Source organism: Streptomyces sp. NPDC058284 (assembly GCF_042881135.1).
In the GTDB taxonomy this organism is placed as follows: domain Bacteria; phylum Actinomycetota; class Actinomycetes; order Streptomycetales; family Streptomycetaceae; genus Streptomyces.
On record NZ_JBHVYE010000009.1, the window covers coordinates 1 to 18846 of the forward strand.

General features: G+C 73.3%; 17 protein-coding genes. 12 read left to right on the forward strand and 5 right to left on the reverse strand.

From position 1 onward, the window contains the following. Positions 1–164 precede the first annotated feature (164 nt). The gene (locus tag ACFVYR_RS14840) at positions 165–1262 is read right to left on the reverse strand and encodes a mechanosensitive ion channel family protein (RefSeq protein ID WP_384257390.1); all 1098 of its coding nucleotides are present in this window, start codon (positions 1260–1262) and stop codon (positions 165–167) included. A gap of 310 nt (positions 1263–1572) precedes the next feature. Here ACFVYR_RS14840 and ACFVYR_RS14845 point away from each other — a divergent pair, with 310 nt between their 5' ends. The 4 genes from ACFVYR_RS14845 (at position 1573) to ACFVYR_RS14860 (ending at position 5032) form a co-directional block, all read left to right on the forward strand. After that, positions 1573–2109, forward strand: a complete 537-nt coding sequence (locus ACFVYR_RS14845) for an HNH endonuclease (protein WP_150184145.1) — start codon at positions 1573–1575, stop codon at positions 2107–2109. Between the two features lie 231 nt (positions 2110–2340). Beyond that, positions 2341–2577, forward strand: coding sequence for a hypothetical protein (locus ACFVYR_RS14850; RefSeq protein WP_384257392.1), 237 nt, complete (start codon positions 2341–2343; stop codon positions 2575–2577). Further along, on the forward strand, positions 2577–4772 hold the full coding sequence (malQ, locus tag ACFVYR_RS14855) for a 4-alpha-glucanotransferase (protein ID WP_384257395.1): 2196 nt from the start codon (positions 2577–2579) through the stop codon (positions 4770–4772). The genes ACFVYR_RS14850 and malQ overlap by 1 nt, the downstream gene beginning before the upstream one ends. 20 nt (positions 4773–4792) lie before the next feature. Next, a complete protein-coding gene (locus ACFVYR_RS14860; RefSeq protein ID WP_384257397.1) occupies positions 4793–5032 on the forward strand; it encodes a hypothetical protein in 240 nt (79 codons plus the stop codon). 157 nt (positions 5033–5189) lie between these two features. On the opposite strand, the gene ACFVYR_RS14865 is transcribed toward ACFVYR_RS14860, so the two are convergent. After that, positions 5190–5768 (reverse strand): TetR family transcriptional regulator, encoded by a 579-nt coding sequence (locus ACFVYR_RS14865; protein WP_384257399.1) that lies wholly within the window; start codon positions 5766–5768, stop codon positions 5190–5192. A 141-nt stretch (positions 5769–5909) separates the two neighbouring features. On the opposite strand from ACFVYR_RS14865, the gene ACFVYR_RS14870 reads away from it, so the two are divergent. From ACFVYR_RS14870 to ACFVYR_RS14885, 4 genes are all read left to right on the forward strand, one after another. Continuing rightward, positions 5910–7394 carry an FAD-dependent monooxygenase gene (locus ACFVYR_RS14870; protein ID WP_384257556.1) on the forward strand — a complete coding sequence of 495 codons (1485 nt, stop codon included), beginning with the start codon at positions 5910–5912 and terminating at the stop codon, positions 7392–7394. Positions 7395–7543: 149 nt separating this feature from the next. Beyond that, a complete protein-coding gene (locus tag ACFVYR_RS14875; RefSeq protein WP_384257402.1) occupies positions 7544–8470 on the forward strand; it encodes a DMT family transporter in 927 nt (308 codons plus the stop codon). A 51-nt stretch (positions 8471–8521) separates the two neighbouring features. Then, a complete protein-coding gene (locus ACFVYR_RS14880) occupies positions 8522–9436 on the forward strand; it encodes a LysR family transcriptional regulator (RefSeq protein WP_384257404.1) in 915 nt (304 codons plus the stop codon). Between the two features lie 52 nt (positions 9437–9488). Continuing rightward, positions 9489–10073: a helix-turn-helix domain-containing protein gene (locus ACFVYR_RS14885; RefSeq protein ID WP_384257407.1), complete on the forward strand. Its 585-nt coding sequence runs from the start codon at positions 9489–9491 to the stop codon at positions 10071–10073. A gap of 59 nt (positions 10074–10132) precedes the next feature. Here the strand turns inward: ACFVYR_RS14885 and ACFVYR_RS14890 are convergent, their stop codons facing one another. Then, entirely contained in the window at positions 10133–10735 is a 603-nt protein-coding gene (locus ACFVYR_RS14890; RefSeq protein WP_384257409.1) for a hypothetical protein, read from the reverse strand. Between the two features lie 145 nt (positions 10736–10880). Between ACFVYR_RS14890 and ACFVYR_RS14895 the strand changes: the two genes are divergently transcribed. Next, positions 10881–11744 (forward strand): class I SAM-dependent methyltransferase, encoded by an 864-nt coding sequence (locus ACFVYR_RS14895; protein ID WP_384257412.1) that lies wholly within the window; start codon positions 10881–10883, stop codon positions 11742–11744. A gap of 95 nt (positions 11745–11839) precedes the next feature. Here the strand turns inward: ACFVYR_RS14895 and pepN are convergent, their stop codons facing one another. Next, positions 11840–14407, reverse strand: coding sequence for an aminopeptidase N (pepN, locus tag ACFVYR_RS14900; RefSeq protein ID WP_384257415.1), 2568 nt, complete (start codon positions 14405–14407; stop codon positions 11840–11842). A 279-nt stretch (positions 14408–14686) separates the two neighbouring features. Here pepN and ACFVYR_RS14905 point away from each other — a divergent pair, with 279 nt between their 5' ends. Further along, positions 14687–15964, forward strand: a complete 1278-nt coding sequence (locus ACFVYR_RS14905) for a flavin-dependent oxidoreductase (protein WP_384257417.1) — start codon at positions 14687–14689, stop codon at positions 15962–15964. A 95-nt stretch (positions 15965–16059) separates the two neighbouring features. Beyond that, entirely contained in the window at positions 16060–16617 is a 558-nt protein-coding gene (locus tag ACFVYR_RS14910) for a DUF1203 domain-containing protein (protein WP_384257420.1), read from the forward strand. Between the two features lie 24 nt (positions 16618–16641). Here the strand turns inward: ACFVYR_RS14910 and ACFVYR_RS14915 are convergent, their stop codons facing one another. After that, the gene (locus tag ACFVYR_RS14915; RefSeq protein ID WP_384257422.1) at positions 16642–17523 is read right to left on the reverse strand and encodes a LysR family transcriptional regulator; all 882 of its coding nucleotides are present in this window, start codon (positions 17521–17523) and stop codon (positions 16642–16644) included. A gap of 119 nt (positions 17524–17642) precedes the next feature. Here ACFVYR_RS14915 and ACFVYR_RS14920 point away from each other — a divergent pair, with 119 nt between their 5' ends. Then, positions 17643–18842: an MFS transporter gene (locus tag ACFVYR_RS14920; RefSeq protein WP_384257425.1), complete on the forward strand. Its 1200-nt coding sequence runs from the start codon at positions 17643–17645 to the stop codon at positions 18840–18842. Positions 18843–18846 lie beyond the last annotated feature (4 nt).

Genomic DNA, 18846 nt, shown 5'->3' on the forward strand with positions numbered 1-18846 from the left:
TTTGGGGTCGCGCTGGTCAAGGGGCCCCCCCGCCGCCCCCGCCTGTCCCGCAATTTACTCCCGGCCCGGAACCGCCACACTCCGCAAAACCCCGGACGCCCCCGCCCACCCCCAACGGCACCGCCCCACCGAAACGCAGGGAGCAGGGGCGAAGCGAAGACCCGCTACTTCGACATGTTCGGCTGAGCCGGCGGTATCGGAGACGCCGCAAGCGACTGCGGGGAGGTCGCGGAGGCGTACGCGGAGGGCGCCGCGACCCCAGCCGCCGGGTCCGGGGCGTCGGCATCGGCCGGCTGGAGCGGAACGCCGCCCACGATGCGGATGCCCGCCTCGTCGAAGGCCCGCTTGATGCGCCAGCGCAGCTCCCGCTCGACGCCCAGAGCAACGCCCGGCATCGTCTTGGCGGACACGCTGAGCACCATCGAGTCGAGCAGCACGCTGTCCAGGCCGAGGATCTCCACCGGGCCCCACAGCCGCTCGTTCCACGGCTCGTCCTTGGCCATGGTCTCGCCGACCGCCGCGAGCGTCGCCCGCACCTTGTCGAGGTCCTCGTCGGGGCGGACCGTCACGTCGACGCGCGCCGTGGACCAGCCCTGGGAGAGGTTGCCTATGCGCTTGACCTCGCCGTTGCGGACGTACCAGATCGCGCCGTTCTCGCCGCGCAGCTTGGTGACGCGCAGGCCGACCTCGATGACCTCGCCGGAGGCCACGCCCGCGTCGATGGAGTCACCGACGCCGTACTGGTCCTCAAGGATCATGAAGACGCCGGAGAGGAAGTCCGTGACGAGGTTGCGCGCGCCGAAGCCGATCGCGACGCCCGCCACACCGGCGGAGGCGAGCAGCGGCGCCAGATTGATGTCGAAGGTGCCGAGGATCATGAGCCCGGCGGTGCCGAGGATCAGGAACGAGGCCACCGAGCGCAGGACCGAGCCGATCGCCTGCGAGCGCTGGCGGCGGCGCTCGACGTTCACCAGGAGGCCGCCGAGGGCCGTGCCGTCGACGGCCTGCGCCGTGCGGTTCATGCGGTCGATCAGCTTGGTTATGGCGCGGCGCACCAGAACCCGCAGGACGAGGGCTATCGCGACGATGAGCACGATGCGCAGGCCGATACCGAGCCACGTGGACCAGTTCTGCTCGACCCAGCTCGCCGCGTTCGTGGCGCTCTCCTGAGCGTCCTCGAGCGTGGGCGGCTTCGTCGTCGGCTTCGGTGTCGGCTTGTCGTCCGGGTCCGTTCCGGCGGCCGAAAGGACGGACAAGAGCACTGCGGGTACCTCCAGGTATCGCGACCTGCCCGGGGAGGAAAACGACTCGACGGAGACGAACCGGGGGAACCGGGCAGACCCACCACACTAACGGGGCAGCGTGTGTGGACCGTTGTCGTGTGCGAGGGAGAGACCGGGCTCACCTGGGGAGGAGCCGGATGATGTCCCGGTACCGCGCCCGCTGTGGTCGAAAACACTTCAAGGCCGTTACGGGGACATGCTGGCGCTACGACCAGGCATGAGGGGAGACTGACAGCCAGATCGTCCCGGCGCGAGCCACGCGCCGCCGGCGTACAAGGAGGCATCCGCCGTGCCGCATGTCTTGGTCCTCAACGCGTCGTACGAGCCCCTCGGCGTCGTACCGCTCCGCCGCGCGCTCGTCCTCGTCCTGGAGAACAAGGCTCTCTGCCTCGAGGAATCCGGCGCCTTCATGCACAGCGCAACGCGCACCGTCCCCGCACCCAGCGTGGTCCGCCTCAAGCGGTTCGTCCGGGTCCCCTACCGCGGCCCCGTCCCGCTGACCAGGCGGGCGCTGTTCGCCCGCGACGGCGGCCGGTGCATGTACTGCGGTGGCGTCGCAACCAGCGTCGACCACGTCATCCCCAAGAGCCGAGGCGGCCAGCACGCCTGGGACAACGTGGTGGCCTCGTGCCGCCGCTGCAACCACGTCAAGGCCGACCGGCACCTCATGGAGCTGGGCTGGAGGCTGCGGCACAAACCCGCGCCGCCCTCGGGCCTCGCGTGGCGCATCATCGGGACCGGACACAGGGATCCGCGCTGGCTGCCGTACTTGCAGCCGTTCGGCGCGGACGACGCGATGGCCCGGATCGACGGCATATCCGCCTAGCTCTCGATCCGGGCCTCTTCGTACGCGGAGACCGTCCTGCGGCACCTGGAGATCTTCCCGAGGGGATCGGGCGTCGCAGACGGTTTCTCCGGGCTTCGCCCACCCCCGGAGAAACACCTCCCGCGACGGGGAACCCATGTGACCCAGGACACGTTGAGGCAACGTATACGTCTGCGACCCCGCGCATTGGGTAGGGCTGCCGAGACCTGCCCCCTGACAAGGAGCTCCCACGTGGCCGCTTCCGCCAGCCTTCTGCTCTCCGCACTCTCCAAACAGGTCTCCCACCCCGACTCGGGCCTCGACGGCTCCTGCTCCTGCGGCTGCGTCGAGCCGCCCCTCACCAGCGAGCCCCCGCTCGCCGACACCGCGCCGCTGACCAGCGAGCCGCCCCTCGCCGCCGCCGCCCCGCTGACGAGCGAGCCCACCTCCGCGGGCATGGCCTCGGGCCTGGACTTCATGGGGGTCTGATGACCCTTTCCCGGCTGGCCGCCTCGTACGGAGTGGCCACCTCCTACTCCCCGTCCCCCGGGCGCACCGTCCCGGCCGTCGACGCCGCGGTGATCGCCGCGCTCGCCGCGCTGGACGTGGACGCGAGCACCCCGGAAGCGGTCGGGTCGGCCCTGGCCGCGCGCGAGGCGGAACTGTCCGGGCGCCTGCTGCCACCGACGGTGGTGACCTGGACGGACGAGCCCCCGGCCGAGCCGGACGGCCCCGCCGCCGCGCGGACCCCCACGGACCGGGCCGCACCCCTCGCCGACCTGCCGCCCGGGTCACACGTACGGGTGGAGTGGGAGGGCGGGGGCGTCGAGGAATGGGAGACGGGGGCGTCGACCGGTGGGGGTCCCCGGACCCGGATGCCGCACGGCGTGCACCGGATGCGCGTGCGCGGTCCCGACGGGCGCGAGGCGCATACCCACCTCATCGTCGCCCCCCGCCGGGTCAAGACCCCCGAGGGCCGCTCGCACGGCCTGCTCGTCCAGCTGTACTCCCTGTTGTCCCGCCGCTCCTGGGGCATGGGCGACCTCGGTGACCTCGCCGAGCTCGCCGCCTGGTCCGGCCGCGACCTGGGCACCGGCTTCGTCCAGGTCAACCCGCTCCACGCCGCCGTGCCCAACCCGCCCCACGGCCCCGGCAGCGACCCCTCGCCGTACCGCCCCTCGTCCCGCCGCTTCCCCGACCCCGTGCACCTGCGCGTCGAGGCGGTGCCGGAGTTCGCGTATCTGCGGGGCGAGGCCCGCGACCGGGTCGACGAGCTGGGCCGCCGGGCCGCCCGGCTGCGCGAAGCGGTCCTCGACGAGGGCGGGTTGATCGACCGCGACGCCGTCTGGGCCCTCAAGCGCGAAGCCCTCGAACTGCTCCATGAAGTGCCCCTCGGCCCCGGCCGCCGCGCCGCCTACAGCGACTTCCTCGCCGAACAGGGCGCCGCCCTGGACGACCACGCCACCTGGTCCGCCCTCGCCGAGGCCTACGGCCCCGACTGGCACTCCTGGCCCGCCGCCCTGCGCGACCCGTCCTCGCCGGGCACGGCCCGCGCCCGGCGCGAGCTGATGGACCGCGTCGACTTCCACAGCCGCCTCGCCTGGCTCACCGACACCCAGCTGGCCGCCGCCCAGCGCGCCGCGCGCGAGGCAGGCATGGGCATCGGCCTCGTCCACGACCTCGCGGTCGGCGTGCACCCCGGCGGCGCCGACGCCTGGGCCCAGCAGCGGCATTTCGCCCCGCGGATGAGCGTCGGGGCCCCGCCGGACGCCTTCAACGCGCGCGGCCAGGACTGGGGTCTGCCGCCCTGGCGCCCCGACCGCCTCGCCGAGTCCGGCTACGCGCCCTACCGAACCCTCCTGCGCGGCCTCCTGCGGAACGCGGGCGCGCTCCGCATCGACCACGTCATGGGCCTGTTCCGGCTCTGGTGGGTCCCGCAGGGCCGTGAGCCCACCGAGGGGACGTACGTCCATTACGACGCCGAGGCGATGCTCGCCGTCCTCGCCCTGGAAGCGCGCCGCGCGGACGCCCTCGTCATCGGCGAGGACCTCGGCACCGTCGAGCCGGGCGTCCGCGAGACCCTGCGCGAGCACGGCGTGCTCGGCACCTCGGTCCTCTGGTTCGAGCGGGACTGGACGAGCGCGGACGGGGGCGAGGGCACCGGGCGCCCGCTGGCCCCCGCCGACTGGCGCGCCGACTGCGTGGCCACCGCCACCACGCACGACCTGCCGCCGACCGCCGCCCGCCTCACCGGCGAGCACGTCCAACTCCGGTATGACCTGGGCCTGTTGACCCGCCCGCTGACCGAGGAGCGGTCCGCGGCAGCCGCCGACGTACGGGAGTGGCTCGGGCTGCTCTCCCGGCTCGGCATGCTGCCCGGCGGCATGGGCTCCGAGGAGGACGAGATCCGCGCCGTGCACCGCTTCCTGCTTGCCACCCCGGCCCGCATGATCGGCGTCTGGCTCCCGGACGCCGTCGGCGACCGCCGCCCGCAGAACCTCCCCGGCACCTGGGACCAGTACCCCAACTGGCGGCTGCCCGTCGCCGACGCCACCGGACGCCCCGTCACCCTGGAGGAACTCGCCGCATCCCCGCGCCTGCACGGGCTCATGGCCGTGTTCCGGGAAGTGGCGGTGCGGGGCGAAGGCGCCCGTACGGCACCCCCGGGCGCGCACCCCGTTTAGGAGTTCGCTACGTTGGCACCGTGGACAAGAAGAACGCACTGCGCGCCGGCGCCCTGGCCTCCGGCACGACGCTGATGATGCTGCTCATGTCGTCCCCCGCCCTCGCGGTCGTGCGTGACGACGGTGACGACCCGGGCCCCGGCCTGAGCGTCATCGACACGCTCGGCCTCTATGTCGCCGCGCCCATCGTGCTGTTCCTGGTGATCGCGGGCCTGGTGATGGTCGGCGACAAGTCCCGCAAGCAGCAGAAGCAGGGCTGACGCAGGGCTGACATAGGCCTTACGTAGGTCTGTCGCAGGGCCGAGGGCGCCCTTCGGCGACGTAACCCCGTATCGCGCGTACCACGCGTACCGGATACGGACGTCGCCGAAGGGCGCCCTCGGCGTGCTCCCACTCATGCGCCCCTCTCGCTCGCGCTCACGGCTTCTCGGCCGTCAGATAGCGCTGGAGCGTCGGCGCCAGCCAGTCCGTGACCTCCTCGCGCGTCAGCGCGGCCGACGGCGGGAACCGCAGGACGTAGCGGGTCAGGGCGAGCCCCAGTATCTGGGCGGCGCAGAGCGCGGCCCGCGCCGGTGCCTCGGCCGGATCGGGGCAGACCTCCCGCGCGACCGGCAGCATCTGCTCCTCGAAGACGCCCCGCATGCGCTCGGCCCCCGCCTGATTGGTGATGCCCACCCGGAGCAGCGCGGTGAGCACCTCGCCGCCCTCCCAGACGGCGAGGAAATGCGTCACGAGCACCCGTCCGACCTCGTCCCGCGGCACCCGGGTGAAGTCCGGAAGGCGCAGGTCGACGGAGGTCGCGGCGGCGAAGAGGCCCTCCTTGTTGCCGTAGTAGCGCATCACCATCGACGGGTCGATGCGGGCGTCCTTGGCGATGGCGCGGATCGTGGCGCGTTCGTACCCGTCCGCGGCGAACCGCTCGCGGGCCGCGGCGAGGATGCCGGCGCGGGTGGCGTCGGAGCGGCGTGCCGCCGCGTCCGCAGGTCTTTCGGTCATGTCAACAAACGTAGGCCAACAGGCGTTGACAGTCCATGGCCGCGGTTCTACGTTGGCCAACAAGCGTTGACCAACAGGTGTTGGCATCAGGAGGCAGCCATGAACGGTACGACCGGCAACATGGGCGACACGACCGGGAACATGGGCGACAGGACCGGAAGCGCGGGCGACACGGGCGCCACCGGAGACGCGGGCGAGGCCACCGCCACCACCGTCGCGGTCGTCGGCGCCGGGCCCACCGGGCTGCTCCTCGCCGGGGACCTGGCCACCGCGGGCGTCCCCGTCACGCTCGTCGAGAAGCGGGAGCACGGCATCAGCAACCTGTCGCGCGCCATGGTCCTGCACGCCCGCACCCTGGAGCAGCTGGACGCCAGGGGCCTCGCCGACGAGCTCGAGGCCAAGGGCGAGCCGCTCGACAGGCTGCGCCTCTTCGGCCGCCTCTCGCTCGACCTCGCACGGCTGCCCTCCCGCTTCCGGCACGTCCTCGTCCTCCCGCAGTACGAGGTCGAGCGGGCCCTTGAGCGGCGCGCGGTCGACGCGGGGGTGCGCTTCTCGTACGGGAGCGAGGTGAGCGGACTCACTCAGGACGCGGACGGCGTGACGCTCGAACTCCGCGGCCCCGGCGGCGAGCCGGGCTCTCTGCGCGCCGCCTACGTGGTCGGCGCCGACGGGCTGCGCAGCAAGGTGCGCGAGGCGGTCGGGCTGCCCTTCCCCGGCAGGTCCGTCATCCGCTCGCTCGTCCTCGCCGACGTCAGGCTCGCCGAGCGGCCGCAGGCGCTGCTCACCGTCAACGCCGTCGGCGACGCCTTCGCCTTCATCGCGCCCTTCGCCGACGGCTACCACCGCGTCATCGGCTGGGACCGCCGCCGCGACGTCCCCGACAGCGAGCCCCTCGGTCTCGACGAGGTCAAGGAGATCGTCCGGCAGGCGCTCGGCCGCGACTTCGGCATGCACGACGCCCGCTGGATGTCCCGCTTCCACAGCGACGAACGGCAGGCGCCCGCCTACCGGGTGGACCGTGTCTTCCTCGCCGGGGACGCCGCGCACGTCCACTCCCCGGCGGGCGGCCAGGGCATGAACACCGGCCTTCAGGACGCCGCGAACCTGAGCTGGAAACTGGCCGCGGCCGTCGAAGGGCGTGCGCCGCAGGGGCTGCTGGACAGCTACCAGGCCGAGCGGCATCCGGTCGGCAAGGCGGTGCTCCGCAGCAGCGGCGGCATCGTCAGGATGGCGATGGCCAAGCGGCCCTGGACGCGTGCGGCGCGCGCCGCGGTCGCCACCGCCGTGAACAGCGTGCCCGCGGTGCGCAGGAAGGCGGTCGGCCAGGTCACCGGCGTCGGCATCGCCTACCCGGCCCCGAAGGGCGCCCACCGCCTCGTCGGCCGCCGCGCCCCCGACATCGCACTCAAGGAGGGAAGGCTCCACGAGCTCCTGCGCGCGGGCGAGTTCGTCCTCGTCGCCCCGGTGGGTGAGGGCTTCGCGACGGGCCGCGCCGTACCGGCCCACTGGTCGAGCGACCGCCGCACGACGCTTCTGGTGCGCCCCGACGGATACGTGGCGTGGGCGGCGGACGACGCGGATGCGGGGGCGGTGGCGGAGGCGCTGGGGGAGTGGGGAGTGGGCTGAGGCGGGCGGGTCGCCGAATCGTTCGCTTCAGCTTAAAAGATGCAGCTGAAAGATTCGATGGACCTGATGGGTTCCCGAGTGTCACGGTGGTCCCGCGAACATCACCGAGACGCCCCCGCCACCCGGGGGAGAGAGGCAAGGGATACCCCGTGGCACTCCTCGACCGGACCCCCGTCCCCGCCGCGCCGACCGCTCACCCGGCCGCGCGCCCCATCGGCGTCGGCCTCGCCCTCGCGGCCCTCGCCACCGTCGTCTGGTCGGGCAGCTTCGTCACCTCGCGGGCCCTGCACGACAGCGTGCCGCCCGTCCAGCACGCGTTCTGGCGCTGGATCATCGCCGTCGCCGCGGTCGCGCCGTTCGCGGCGCGGCAGACCTGGCGGCAGCGGAAGCTGCTCCGGCGGCACCTCAAGTTCCTGCTGCTCGCCTCGCTCCTCGGCGTGACCGTCTACAACACCCTGGTGAACCAGGCCGCCATGACGACCACCGCGGGGAACATGGGCATGATCATGGCCGCCTCGCCGGTCCTGATGGCGGTCTGCGAACGGCTCGGCGGGACAAGGCTCGGCGCGCGCCGCGCGTTCGGCATGTGCGTCGCCTGCGCCGGGGTCCTCCTGCTGGTCAGCAGGGGCTCGCTCGCCATGGACTTCGCGGGCGGCGATCTGTGGATCATCGCGGGCGCGCTCTCCTTCGGCTCGTACAGCGCGCTGCTCAAGCGCAAGCCCGCGGAGATCGGCGGACTCCCCTTCCTCCTCTCGACGTTCGTGCTCGGCGCGCTGATGCTGCTGCCGGTCTTCGCGGTCAGCTACGCCGTCCAGGGCGGCTTCGAGCCCACCGTCGGCACGGTCTCGCCGCTCCTCTACGTCGGCGTGGTGTCGTCGGCGGTCGCCTTCTTCGCCTGGAACAAGGCGATATCGATCATCGGCGCGGCCCGCGCCGGGGTCGTCTACTACCTCCAGCCGGTCTGCGTCGCCCTGCTCTCCTTCGCGCTCCTCGGTGAGGCGATGGGGTGGCTCCAGGTGCTGTGCATGGGCCTGATCCTGGGCGGGGTCGTGCTGGGCGCGGCCCGCGCGAAGTAGGGGGCGCGGCCGGTGGGTTCTCCGCTGCTGACCAGTCGGTACGTTGGCCTCATGAGCGAGTGGGACATCAAGAAGCTGCAGATCCTGCGCACGTTGAGCGAACGGGGCACCGTGACGGCGACGGCGCAGACGCTGCGGATGACGCCGTCGGCCGTCTCCCAGCAGCTGTCCAACCTCGCCAGACAGTTGGGCGTACCGCTCCTGGAGGCGCACGGGCGGCGGGTCCGCCTCACCGACGCCGCCCACCTGGTGCTGCGCCACACGGAAGCCGTCTTCGCCCAACTTGAGCGGGCCGACGCCGAGTTGGCCGCGTACGCGCAGGGTGAGGCGGGGGAGGTGCGGGTCGGGGCGTTCTCGACGGCGGTGCCCGCGCTGGTCGTGCCCGCGGTCCTGGCGTTGCGCGATGCGGCGCCCGGCATCTCCGTACGGGTGCGGGAGACCGAGGCGGCGCAGGCGTACGAACTCCTCGCGGCCGGGGAGGTGGACATCGCCCTCTCCCTGGCCGTCCAGGCGCCCGCCGCGGGCGACGCCGACACCCGCTTCACCCGGGAGTCGCTGCTCGCCGACCCGCTGGACGTGGCGCTGCCCGGCGACCATCCGCTCGCTTCGGCCGAGGGGCTGCGGCTCGCGGACCTGGCGGGTGAACCGTGGATCTTCGGGGGCAGCGGCCCCTGGTCGGAGATCACGCGGGCGGCCTGCGAGGGTGCCGGTTTCGCGCCGGAGCAGGCGCACTCGGCGTCCGGCTGGACGGCGATCCTCGCGATGGTGGAGGCGGGGATGGGCGTGGCCCTGGTGCCCCGTCTCGCGGCGGTGCGGCGGGACGGCGTGGTGATGGCGGAGCTGGCCGCGGACCGCCCGCGCCGGCACGTGATCGCGGCGGTGCGGCGGGGGGCGGCCTCCGGGGCAGCGGTGGCGCGGGTCCTGACGTCACTGCGGGACGCGGTGCCGGAGCGGTCGCGGGCGTAGCGGCACGGTCTTCGCCAGGCCCGCTTTGCCAAGCGGGCATACGCTGATGCTTATGACGCAAGACGCGAACGACGGCGAACTGGACAGCCTGGTACGCAGACGGATCCGCGCCCTGCGGGTGGCGCAGGGCTGGTCGCTCGAGGAGCTGGCCGTCCGCGCGAGGATCAGCCAGTCCACGCTCAGCCGCATCGAGAACGGCCGGCGCAGGCTCGCCCTCGACCAGCTGGTCACGCTCGCCCGCGCACTGGACACGTCGCTCGACCAACTGGTCGAAACGGGCGCCGACGACGTCGTCTCCAGCCCCGTCATCGACGCCGCCCACACCCGTATGCACTGGTCGGTGAAGGCGGACCCCGGAACGACCGTCATCCGGCAGCGCATGACGGAGCCACCGCCCGACAACCCCGCCCGCATGCGCGCGCACCCGGGCCACGAGTGGTTCGTCGTCCTGTCCGGCACGGCCACCCTGCTGCTCGGCAACCGCCGCTTCCGCATCGAGACGAACCAGTCCGCCGAGTTCCCCACGATGCTGCCGCACGCGATCGGCGCGGAGGGCGGACCCTGCGAACTCCTCGGCATCTTCGACCGCGACGCACGCAGGGGCCACCAGCGCGGCGAGGAAGGCACCCGGGACTAGGGCAGGACTGGGGCAGGACTGGGGCAGGGCTGGGGCAGGACCGGGGCCTGCCCGGCGGGTCAGGGCAGCAGGAAGGCCGCGGCCGTCGCCGCACCGAGGAACGCGCCGGCCACGGTCTGGCCGACGGTGTGGTACGTCAGCGCCACTCGCGACCAGCACACCGCGAGCGTGAGCAGGTAGGCCAGCGACCACCAGGGCGAGTGCACGACGGCGAGCAGCGCGGGCACCGCGGAGGCGACCGCGGAGTCCACGCTGATCTTCCAGACCGTGTTCACGGCCAGCAGGACGACGGTCATCGCCCACAGGGCGAGCATGGCGACCAGGATGCCGGCCGGGGCGTGGCCGAGGACCATGACGAGCGATCCGATACCGATGGACGCGAGGATCACCAGGAAGATCGGGCCGCGCTTCGTGCGGTCCACGACGTGGCGGTCGCCCCAGGTGCCCCGCTTGCGCTCCCACTCGATGTACCCGGCGGGGACGAGCCCGGCGCACAGCGCGCCGAGGGCGCCCCACGGAAGGCCAGTCCAGTCGCCCGCCGCCGCCAGACCGATGCCGAGCATGCCGACGAGGAGAACGTTGCGGGGCTGGAGCATGTCGGTGACGGCACGAGCGATCGCGGTGGGCTCCCGTCCCCCACGGGAGGAGTTGATCAACAACATGAGGAGGGACTGTACAGGCCGGCGCGCGGGCCACTTCGCCGCCTCATGCCCGCGGCTTGCGCGTTCGGCAGCGTAACTGGCCATCGTCTTGCGCATCCCGGCACGGGACGGGCTTCGGGCCTCCCGCCGCCCTAGCGTGGACCGCATGACGCACCCCGCCCCGCACCCCCACGCCTCCGACGCCGACCAGGTGGACATTCTTGACCTGGACGCGGACGTCGTGGCCCAGCACATCGCGTCCATCACCGGATGGCTGCCGGTCACCGAGGCCCCGGGCCACATCGTGGATCTGGGAAGCGGCACCGGTACCGGCACGCTCGCCCTCCTGGACCGCTTCCCCGACGCGTACGTCACCGCAGTCGACGCCTCGGCCACGCACCTGGCCCGCCTGCGGGAGAAGGCGCGAGCACGCGGTGTGGACGACCGCGTCCGGACCGTTCTGGCCGATCTCGACACCGACTGGCCCGAGCTCGACACCGCATGGCCCGGCCTCGGCGCGCCCGGCCTCGTCTGGGCATCCGCCTCGATGCACCACATGGCCGACCCGGAGCGCACCCTGCGCCAGGTGCGCGGCTCGCTCGCGCCCGGCGGCCTGTTCGCCGTCGTCGAGCTGGCGGGCTTCCCCCGCTTCCTGCCCGAGGACGCCCCGGAGGAGGCGCCCGGTCTCGAAGAGCGCTGCCACGCGGCGAGCGACAGCCACCACGCCACGCACGTGCCGCATCGCGGCGCGGACTGGGGCCCCATGCTCACGGCGGCCGGATTCACCGTCGAGGACGAGCGTACGATCACCGTCGACATCAGGAACTCCCGCTCGCGGACGGTGGCCCGGTACGCCCTGGAGAGCCTGCGACGCATCCGCGACACGGCGGCCGCCACGCTCTCCCCGGCCGACCTCACCGCACTGGACCGCCTGCTGGACCCCGAAAGCCCCCACAGCATCGTGCACCGCACCGACCTCACGGTCCGCACGGAACGCAGAGTCTGGGCGGCCCGCGCATCGGCGAGCTGAGCGGGGGCCACCAGCCCCTACCCAGCGCTGCGTCGCGGGGCAACGGGCGGGCGGGCGGGAGAACGAACCTCCCCGGTCCCCCCGCCCGGCGAGGGCTACACGTCGGCGTCCCGAGCCCGAAGCGCCCTCTCCACCCCCGCCCGCGACTCCGTGATCAGCCGGCGCAGCGCCGCGGACGGCTCCGCCGAGGCGAGCCACGCGTCCGTGGCGTCCAGCGTGGCCCGGGAGATCTGGAGCGACGGGTAGAGGCCCGTGGCGATCTGCTGGGCCATCTCGTGCGAGCGGGAGTCCCACGCGCCCTTGACCGCCGCGAAGAACTTCTCCGCGTAGGGAGCGAGGAGTTCGCGCTGGTCGGTCTGGACGAAGCCGTCGATCACGGCCTCCTGGATCGCGTTCGGCAGGGTGTCGGACTCGACGACCGAGGCCCAGGCCGCGGCCTTCGCCTCCGCGGTGGGCAGCGCCGCCCGCGCGGACGCCGCGTGCCGCTCGCCCGCCGCGGTCCTGTCCCGCTCCAGCTCCGCCGCGATGCCCGCCTCGTCGAGCCGGCCGGTCGCCGCGAGCCGGGCCACGAACGCCCAGCGGAGCTCCGTGTCGACCGCGAGGCCGTCCACCGACTCCGAGCCGTCGAGCAGCCGCTCCAGGAGGGCGAGGTCGGAGTCGGTGCGGGCCGTCGCGGCGAAGGCGCGGGCCCACGCCAGCTGGTGGTCGCTGCCCGGCACGGCGGCCCGCAGGTGGGACAGGGTGGCCTCGGTCCAGCGGGTCAGCGCCGCCTCGCGGCCCGCCGGAGCCGCGTACAGCTCCAGGGAGAGCTTCACCTGGCGGTGCAGCGACTGCACGACGCCGATGTCGGACTCCTTGCCGATGCCGGAAAGGACGAGGTTCAGGTACTCCCGGGTCGGGAGTTCCGCGTCGCGCGTCATGTCCCACGCCGACGCCCAGCACAGGGCGCGCGGCAGCGACGCGTCGAAGTCGCCGATGTGGTCCGTGACGAACGCCAGCGACTCGCTGTCCAGGCGGACCTTCGCGTACGACAGGTCGTCGTCGTTGAGGAGGATCACGGCCGGGCGGCGCTTGCCCACCAGCGCGTCCACGGCGGTCAGTTCGCCGTCGACGTCCAGCTCGACGCGGTCCGTGCGCAGCAGCTTGCCGGAGGCCTCGTCCAGGTCGTAGAGGCCGATCGCGATCCGGTGCGGACGGAGCGTCGGCTCGCCCTTCGCGCCCTCGGGGAGCGCGGGCGCCTCCTGCTTGACGGCGAAGGACGTGATGACCCCGGACGTGTCGACGTCCACGACCGGACGCAGGACGTTGATGCCCGCCGTCTCCAGCCACTTCTTCGACCACGTCTTCAGATCGCGGCCGCTGGTCTCCTCAAGGGCGCCGAGCAGGTCGGACAGGCGCGTGTTGCCGAACGCGTGCCGCTTGAAGTACGCCTGCACGCCCTGGAAGAACTCGTCCTCGCCGACGTACGCGACGAGCTGCTTGAGGACGCTCGCGCCCTTCGCGTACGTGATGCCGTCGAAGTTGACCAGGACGTCGTCCAGGTCACGGATGTCGGCCATGATCGGGTGCGTGGAGGGCAGCTGGTCCTGGCGGTACGCCCACGTCTTCATGGAGTTGGCGAACGTGGTCCAGGAGTGCGGCCACTTGGACCCCGGCGCGTATGCCTGGCAGGCGGCCTCGGCGTAGGTGGCGAACGACTCGTTCAGCCACAGGTCGTTCCACCACTCCATGGTGACCAGGTCGCCGAACCACATGTGGGCCAGCTCGTGCAGGATCGTCGCGGCCCGCACCTCGTAGGCGGCGTCCGTGACCTTCGAACGGAACACGTACTGGTCGCGGATGGTCACCGCGCCCGCGTTCTCCATCGCGCCCGCGTTGAACTCCGGCACGAAGAGCTGGTCGTACTTGGCGAAGGGGTACGCGTAGTCGAACTTCTCCTGGAACCAGTCGAAGCCCTGCCGCGTCACCTCGAAGATCGCGTCCGCGTCGAGGAACTCGGCGAGCGAGGGGCGGCAGTAGATGCCGAGCGGCACGGACTGGCCGCCGGGACCCTCGTAGGAGGAGTGCACCGAGTGGTACGGGCCGGCGATCAGCGCCGTCACGTACGTGGACATGCGGGGCGTCGGCTCGAAGGACCAGACGTCGTCCTTCGGCTCGGGTGTGGGCGAGTTGGAGATCACCGTCCAGCCGCTCGGCGCCTTCACGGTGAACCGGAACGTCGCCTTCAGGTCCGGCTGCTCGAACGAGGCGAAGACGCGCCGGGCATCCGGCACCTCGAACTGCGTGTACAGGTACGCCTGCTGGTCGACGGGGTCGACGAAACGGTGCAGGCCCTCACCGGTGTTGGTGTACTCGCAGTCGGCGACGACCCGCAGCTCGTTGCGGCCCTCCCGCAGGTGCGTCAGCGCGATCCGCGAGTCACGGAAGACCGAGGCCACGTCCAGCGCGTGGCCGTTCAGGACGGCCTCGTGGACCGCGGGGGCCACCAGGTCGACGAAGGTCTCGGCGCCCGCCTCCGCGGAGTCGAAGCGCACCGTGGTCACGGACCGGTAGGTGCCGCCCTCCTGCGCGCCGGAAAGGTCGAGATCGACCTCGTACGAGTCAACGGTGAGCAGCTTCGCCCGCTGCTGCGCCTCTTCGCGGGTCAGATTGGTGCCGGGCACGCGGTCATCTCCTCGGGTACGACGTGTGGTCCTTCTTGGCACGACGCGTCGGGGGTCGGTGGGTGCGACTTGTGGTGTTTCCGGCCATCCTTCCATGCGGCTGCGGATGGCCGCCGGGCCCATTGTTCTCCCGCTGCCGTGCGGCTACGCTCCGCGCGTTCGCACCGCTCCGCCCCGGCCGCCGACCACGGCCCCGCGGACGGTCAGGGACCACAGGGGGATGCCGGAGATGCTGGGGATCGAGAGGCCGGTCACCACCGGCCCGTACGCGCGGCGGCCATGACCGACGTACTCGTGGCGGGCGCGGGCATCGGCGGACTCACCGCCGCGCTCAGCCTGCACGCCGCGGGCATCGACGTCCGCGTCGTGGACACCGCGGCGCAGCTGCGCCCCGTCGGCGTCGGCATCAACCTCCTGCCGCACGCGGTGCGGGAGTTGACCGAACTCGGGCTCGGCGGCGAGCTCGCGGCGACCGCCGTCGCCCCCGACGCGATGGTCCACTTCGACCGGCACGGCAACCGCATCTGGGCCGAGCCGCGCGGCCTCGCCCTCGGCTACCACTGGCCGCAGTACTCCATCCACCGCGGCGCGCTCCAGCTCATCCTGCTCGACGCGGTCCGCGACCGGCTCGGCGACCACGCGGTGCGCACCGGCACGGCGTTCGTCCGCCTCGCCGAGCGGGAGGGCGGCGCGCTGCGGGTGATCCTGCGGGACATGGGGCGGGCCAGGGAGTACGCCGTACGGGTGCGGGCCCTGGTCGGTGCCGACGGGCTGCACTCGACGGTGCGGGCCATGCTGCACCCCGGCGAGGGGCCGCCGCTGTGGAACGGCATCCGGATGTGGCGCGGCACCACCGACTGGCATCCCGTGCTCGGCGGCAGGACCGTCGCGGTGGCGGGCAGCAACGCCACCGCCAAACTCGTCGTCTACCCCATCTCACGGCGGGCCCAGGAGCGCGGCAGGGACCTGCTCAACTGGGTGGCGGAGGTGCGGCTGCCTTCGGCGCACCACCACGGCATGGCGGGGCCCGCCGACTGGAACCGCTCCGGACGCCTCTCCGACGTCCTGCCGCACTACGCGGGCTGGCGCATCGGCGACCTCGACGTCCCCGCGCTGTTCGCCGCCACGCGGCACATCCTGGAGTACCCGATGGTCGACAGGGACCCGCTTCCGTGGTGGGGCCGCGGTCCGGTCACCCTGCTCGGCGACGCGGCGCACCCGATGTACCCGGTGGGGTCGAACGGCGGCTCCCAGGCGATCCTCGACGCCCGCGTGCTCGCCCGCTGCCTCGCCCACACCGCGCCGGACCGGGAGGCGGGGGTGCGGGCGTACGAGGAGGTGCGGCGGGAGGCGGCCAACGCGGTCGTCCTCGCCAACCGCACGATGCCGGCCGACCGCATCCTCCAGGCGGTCGCCGTGCGCGCCCCGGACGGCTTCGACCGCATCGAGGACGTACTGACACCGCAGGAGCTCGCGGAGCTGCACGCGGCGTACCGCAGAACGACGGGCGCGGACGTGGCGGAACTGAACGGGCGGGGGTCGTGGGGGGTGGGGTGAGGCGCCGGGCCGACACCCCGCGCACGCACCCTGATCCCCAGCTCCACGTCCGAATACCGCCAGCTCGTCCCTCGCCCACGCGCGAGGCTCGACCCATGACCACCACGCGAACGCACACGACCATCCCGGACACATCCGCCCCGCACGCGCCCACCACCTACACCCCGCGCCCCATCACCCCCACCGTCCTCGCGCAGCTCCGGGACACCGACGACGCCGGGCGGCCCTGCGTCCCGTACATCGACCAGGAGGGCGGCAGCCCGCTCCGCTGCTGCCTGCGGCCCATCGCACCCGGCGAGCGCGTCGCCCTCGTCTCGTACGCGCCGCTGCGCCGCTGGGCCGCCGAGACCGGCGCCACCCCCGGCGCCTACGACGAGCAGGGGCCCGTCTTCATCCACGCCGACCCGTGCGAGGGGCCGAAGGGCGAGCGCGCGGGCTACCCCTTCTCCCGCGCCGGGGCGCTGCGGACGCTGCGCCGCTACGACGCGCGGGGGCACATCGTCGGGGGCCGCCTGCTGGAGATCCCCGAGAACGAGGAGCAGGGCTTCGACGCCGCGTTCGCCGAGGCCTTCGCCGACCCGCGGGTCGCCCTCGTACACGTCCGCGCCGTGGAGTACGGCTGCTTCCACTTCGAGGTGCGCAGGAACGGCTGACCCGGGCCCTGACCTCAGGAACCGCTAGGACGCGTCCTGGCCCGCCCCCACCGCCCGCGCGAACTCCCGTACCCGCTCCGTCTCCCCGTCCCGGTGCCACACCATCCCGAGCACCGAGTCCGGCAGCCCGTCGACCGGCACGAAGACCACGTCCTTGCGGCCGTGGTACTCCGCCGTCGGGCCGCACAGCAGCATCACGCCCCGGTCCGCCGCCACCAGGCTCAGTCCCTCCTGGAGCGTGCGGACCGCCGGTGCGGGGGCATCCGAAGGGGCGTGCGCCGCGCGCCAGTACGCGGGCGCGGGCTCCGCCGCCGCGATCAGCGGGATGCGGGTCACCTCCGCCGCCGTGAGCGAGGCCCGCCCCGCGAACGCGTGCCGCACCGACACGGCGACGGTCTGCCGCTCGCTGGAGAAGACCGGGCCGAGGACCAGGTCGGGCTCGGCGACGGGGAGCAGCACGATCGCCGCGTCCACCCCACCGGCGCGCACCGCGCCGAACGGGTCGGAGAACGGGATCTCCACGATCTCCGTGTCACAGGCCGGGTACCGCTCCTGGAAGGCCTCGACGGCGCACATCAGCCGGTCGTCGGCGGTGCCCTGGAAGCCGACCCGCAGCGTGCCCTCGACCCCGCGCGCCGCCGTCCGGGCCCGCTCGACCACCGACGCCAACTCCCGGTAGGCGGGCCGGAGTTCGGCTGCGAAGCGTTCCCCAAGGGTGGTCAGGGCGACCCGGCGGCTCGTACGCTCCACCAGGCGCGCGCCGATCCGCCGCTCCAGGGCCGCGAGCAGCTGGCTGACGCGGCTCTGCGAGACGTACAGCCGTTCGCCCGCCCGCCCGAAATGCAGCTCTTCGGCGAGCACCAGGAAGCACTCCAGCTCCCGGATCTCCAGCCCGTTCCCGCTCATGACGCGCGGTCTCTCTTCCCTGATCGTCCCGCCGGCCTTCCCGGTCGATGAATCCGGCTCATACAAGGATGAGATCTTCCGCGTTGTTCCCGTGCGGGCGCCCCCACAGGGTGGAAGCCATGTCACAGAGCACTCATATCCCCACCAGACCCAACGTGTTGCCGCGCCGGCGGGGCCGCGTCGCCGTCCTCGCGGTCGCCGCCGCCACCTTCTCGGTCGTCACCACGGAGATGCTCCCCGTCGGACTCCTCACCTCCGTCGGCTCCGGCCTGCACGTCTCGGACGGCACCGCGGGCCTCGCCGTCACCCTGCCCGGCGTCGTCGCCGGGCTCGCCGCCCCGCTGCTGCCCGTCGCGGCCCGCCGCGCAGACCGGCGTACGGTCCTCGCCCTGCTGATGGCGCTGCTCGCCGCGGCCAACGTGGCCTCCGCGCTCGCGCCCGCCTTCGGCGTCCTGCTCGCCGCGCGCGTCCTGGTGGGCGTCTGCATCGGCGGGGTCTGGGCCATCGCGGCGGGCCTCGGCGCGCGGCTGGTCCGCGAGGAGAACGCGGGACGTGCCACCGCGGTCATCTTCAGCGGGATCGCGGTGGCCTCCGTGCTCGGCGTCCCCGCGGGGACGCTCCTGGGCGAACTGGCGGGCTGGCGCTGGGGGTTCGCGGCCCTCGCCGTGCTCGCCCTCGCCGTCGCGGGGCTGCTCCGCGCGGTCATGCCGCCGCTCCCCGCGCACGAGGGGCTCGGCTTCGGCGCGTTCCCCGGCCTCCTGCGCATCGGCCGGCTGCGGGCCGGGCTCCTCGCCGTCACCCTCCTGGTCACCGGCCACTTCGCCGCGTACACCTACATACGCCCCGTCCTGGAACGGGTGCCCGGCATCGGCGCGGGCCTGATCAGCGTGCTGCTCCTCGCCTACGGGACGGCCGGCATCGTCGGCAACTTCGCGGGCGGCGCCGTGGCGGTCCGCACCCCGCGCAGGGCGCTGCTCGCCATCTGCTCCGGGCTCGCCGCCGTCGTGCTGCTCATGGTGCCCGCGGGCGCCTCGCCCGTCGCGACGGTGGCACTGCTCGTGGCGTGGGGCCTGGCGTACGGCGGGGTCTCGGTCTCCGCGCAGAACTGGGTGATGGCCGCGGCCCCGCACGCCCGTGAGGCGGCCTCCGCGCTCTTCGCCGGGGTGTTCAACGTCGCGATCGCGCTGGGCGCCTTCGCCGGAGGGCGGGTCGCGGACGGACACGGGGCGGGCGCCGTGCTGTGGCTGGGCGGCGGGTTCGCGGGGCTCGCGCTGGTGGCGGTGGCGTGCGCGAAGGGGGCGGCCACCGGTGAAAGGTGACCGC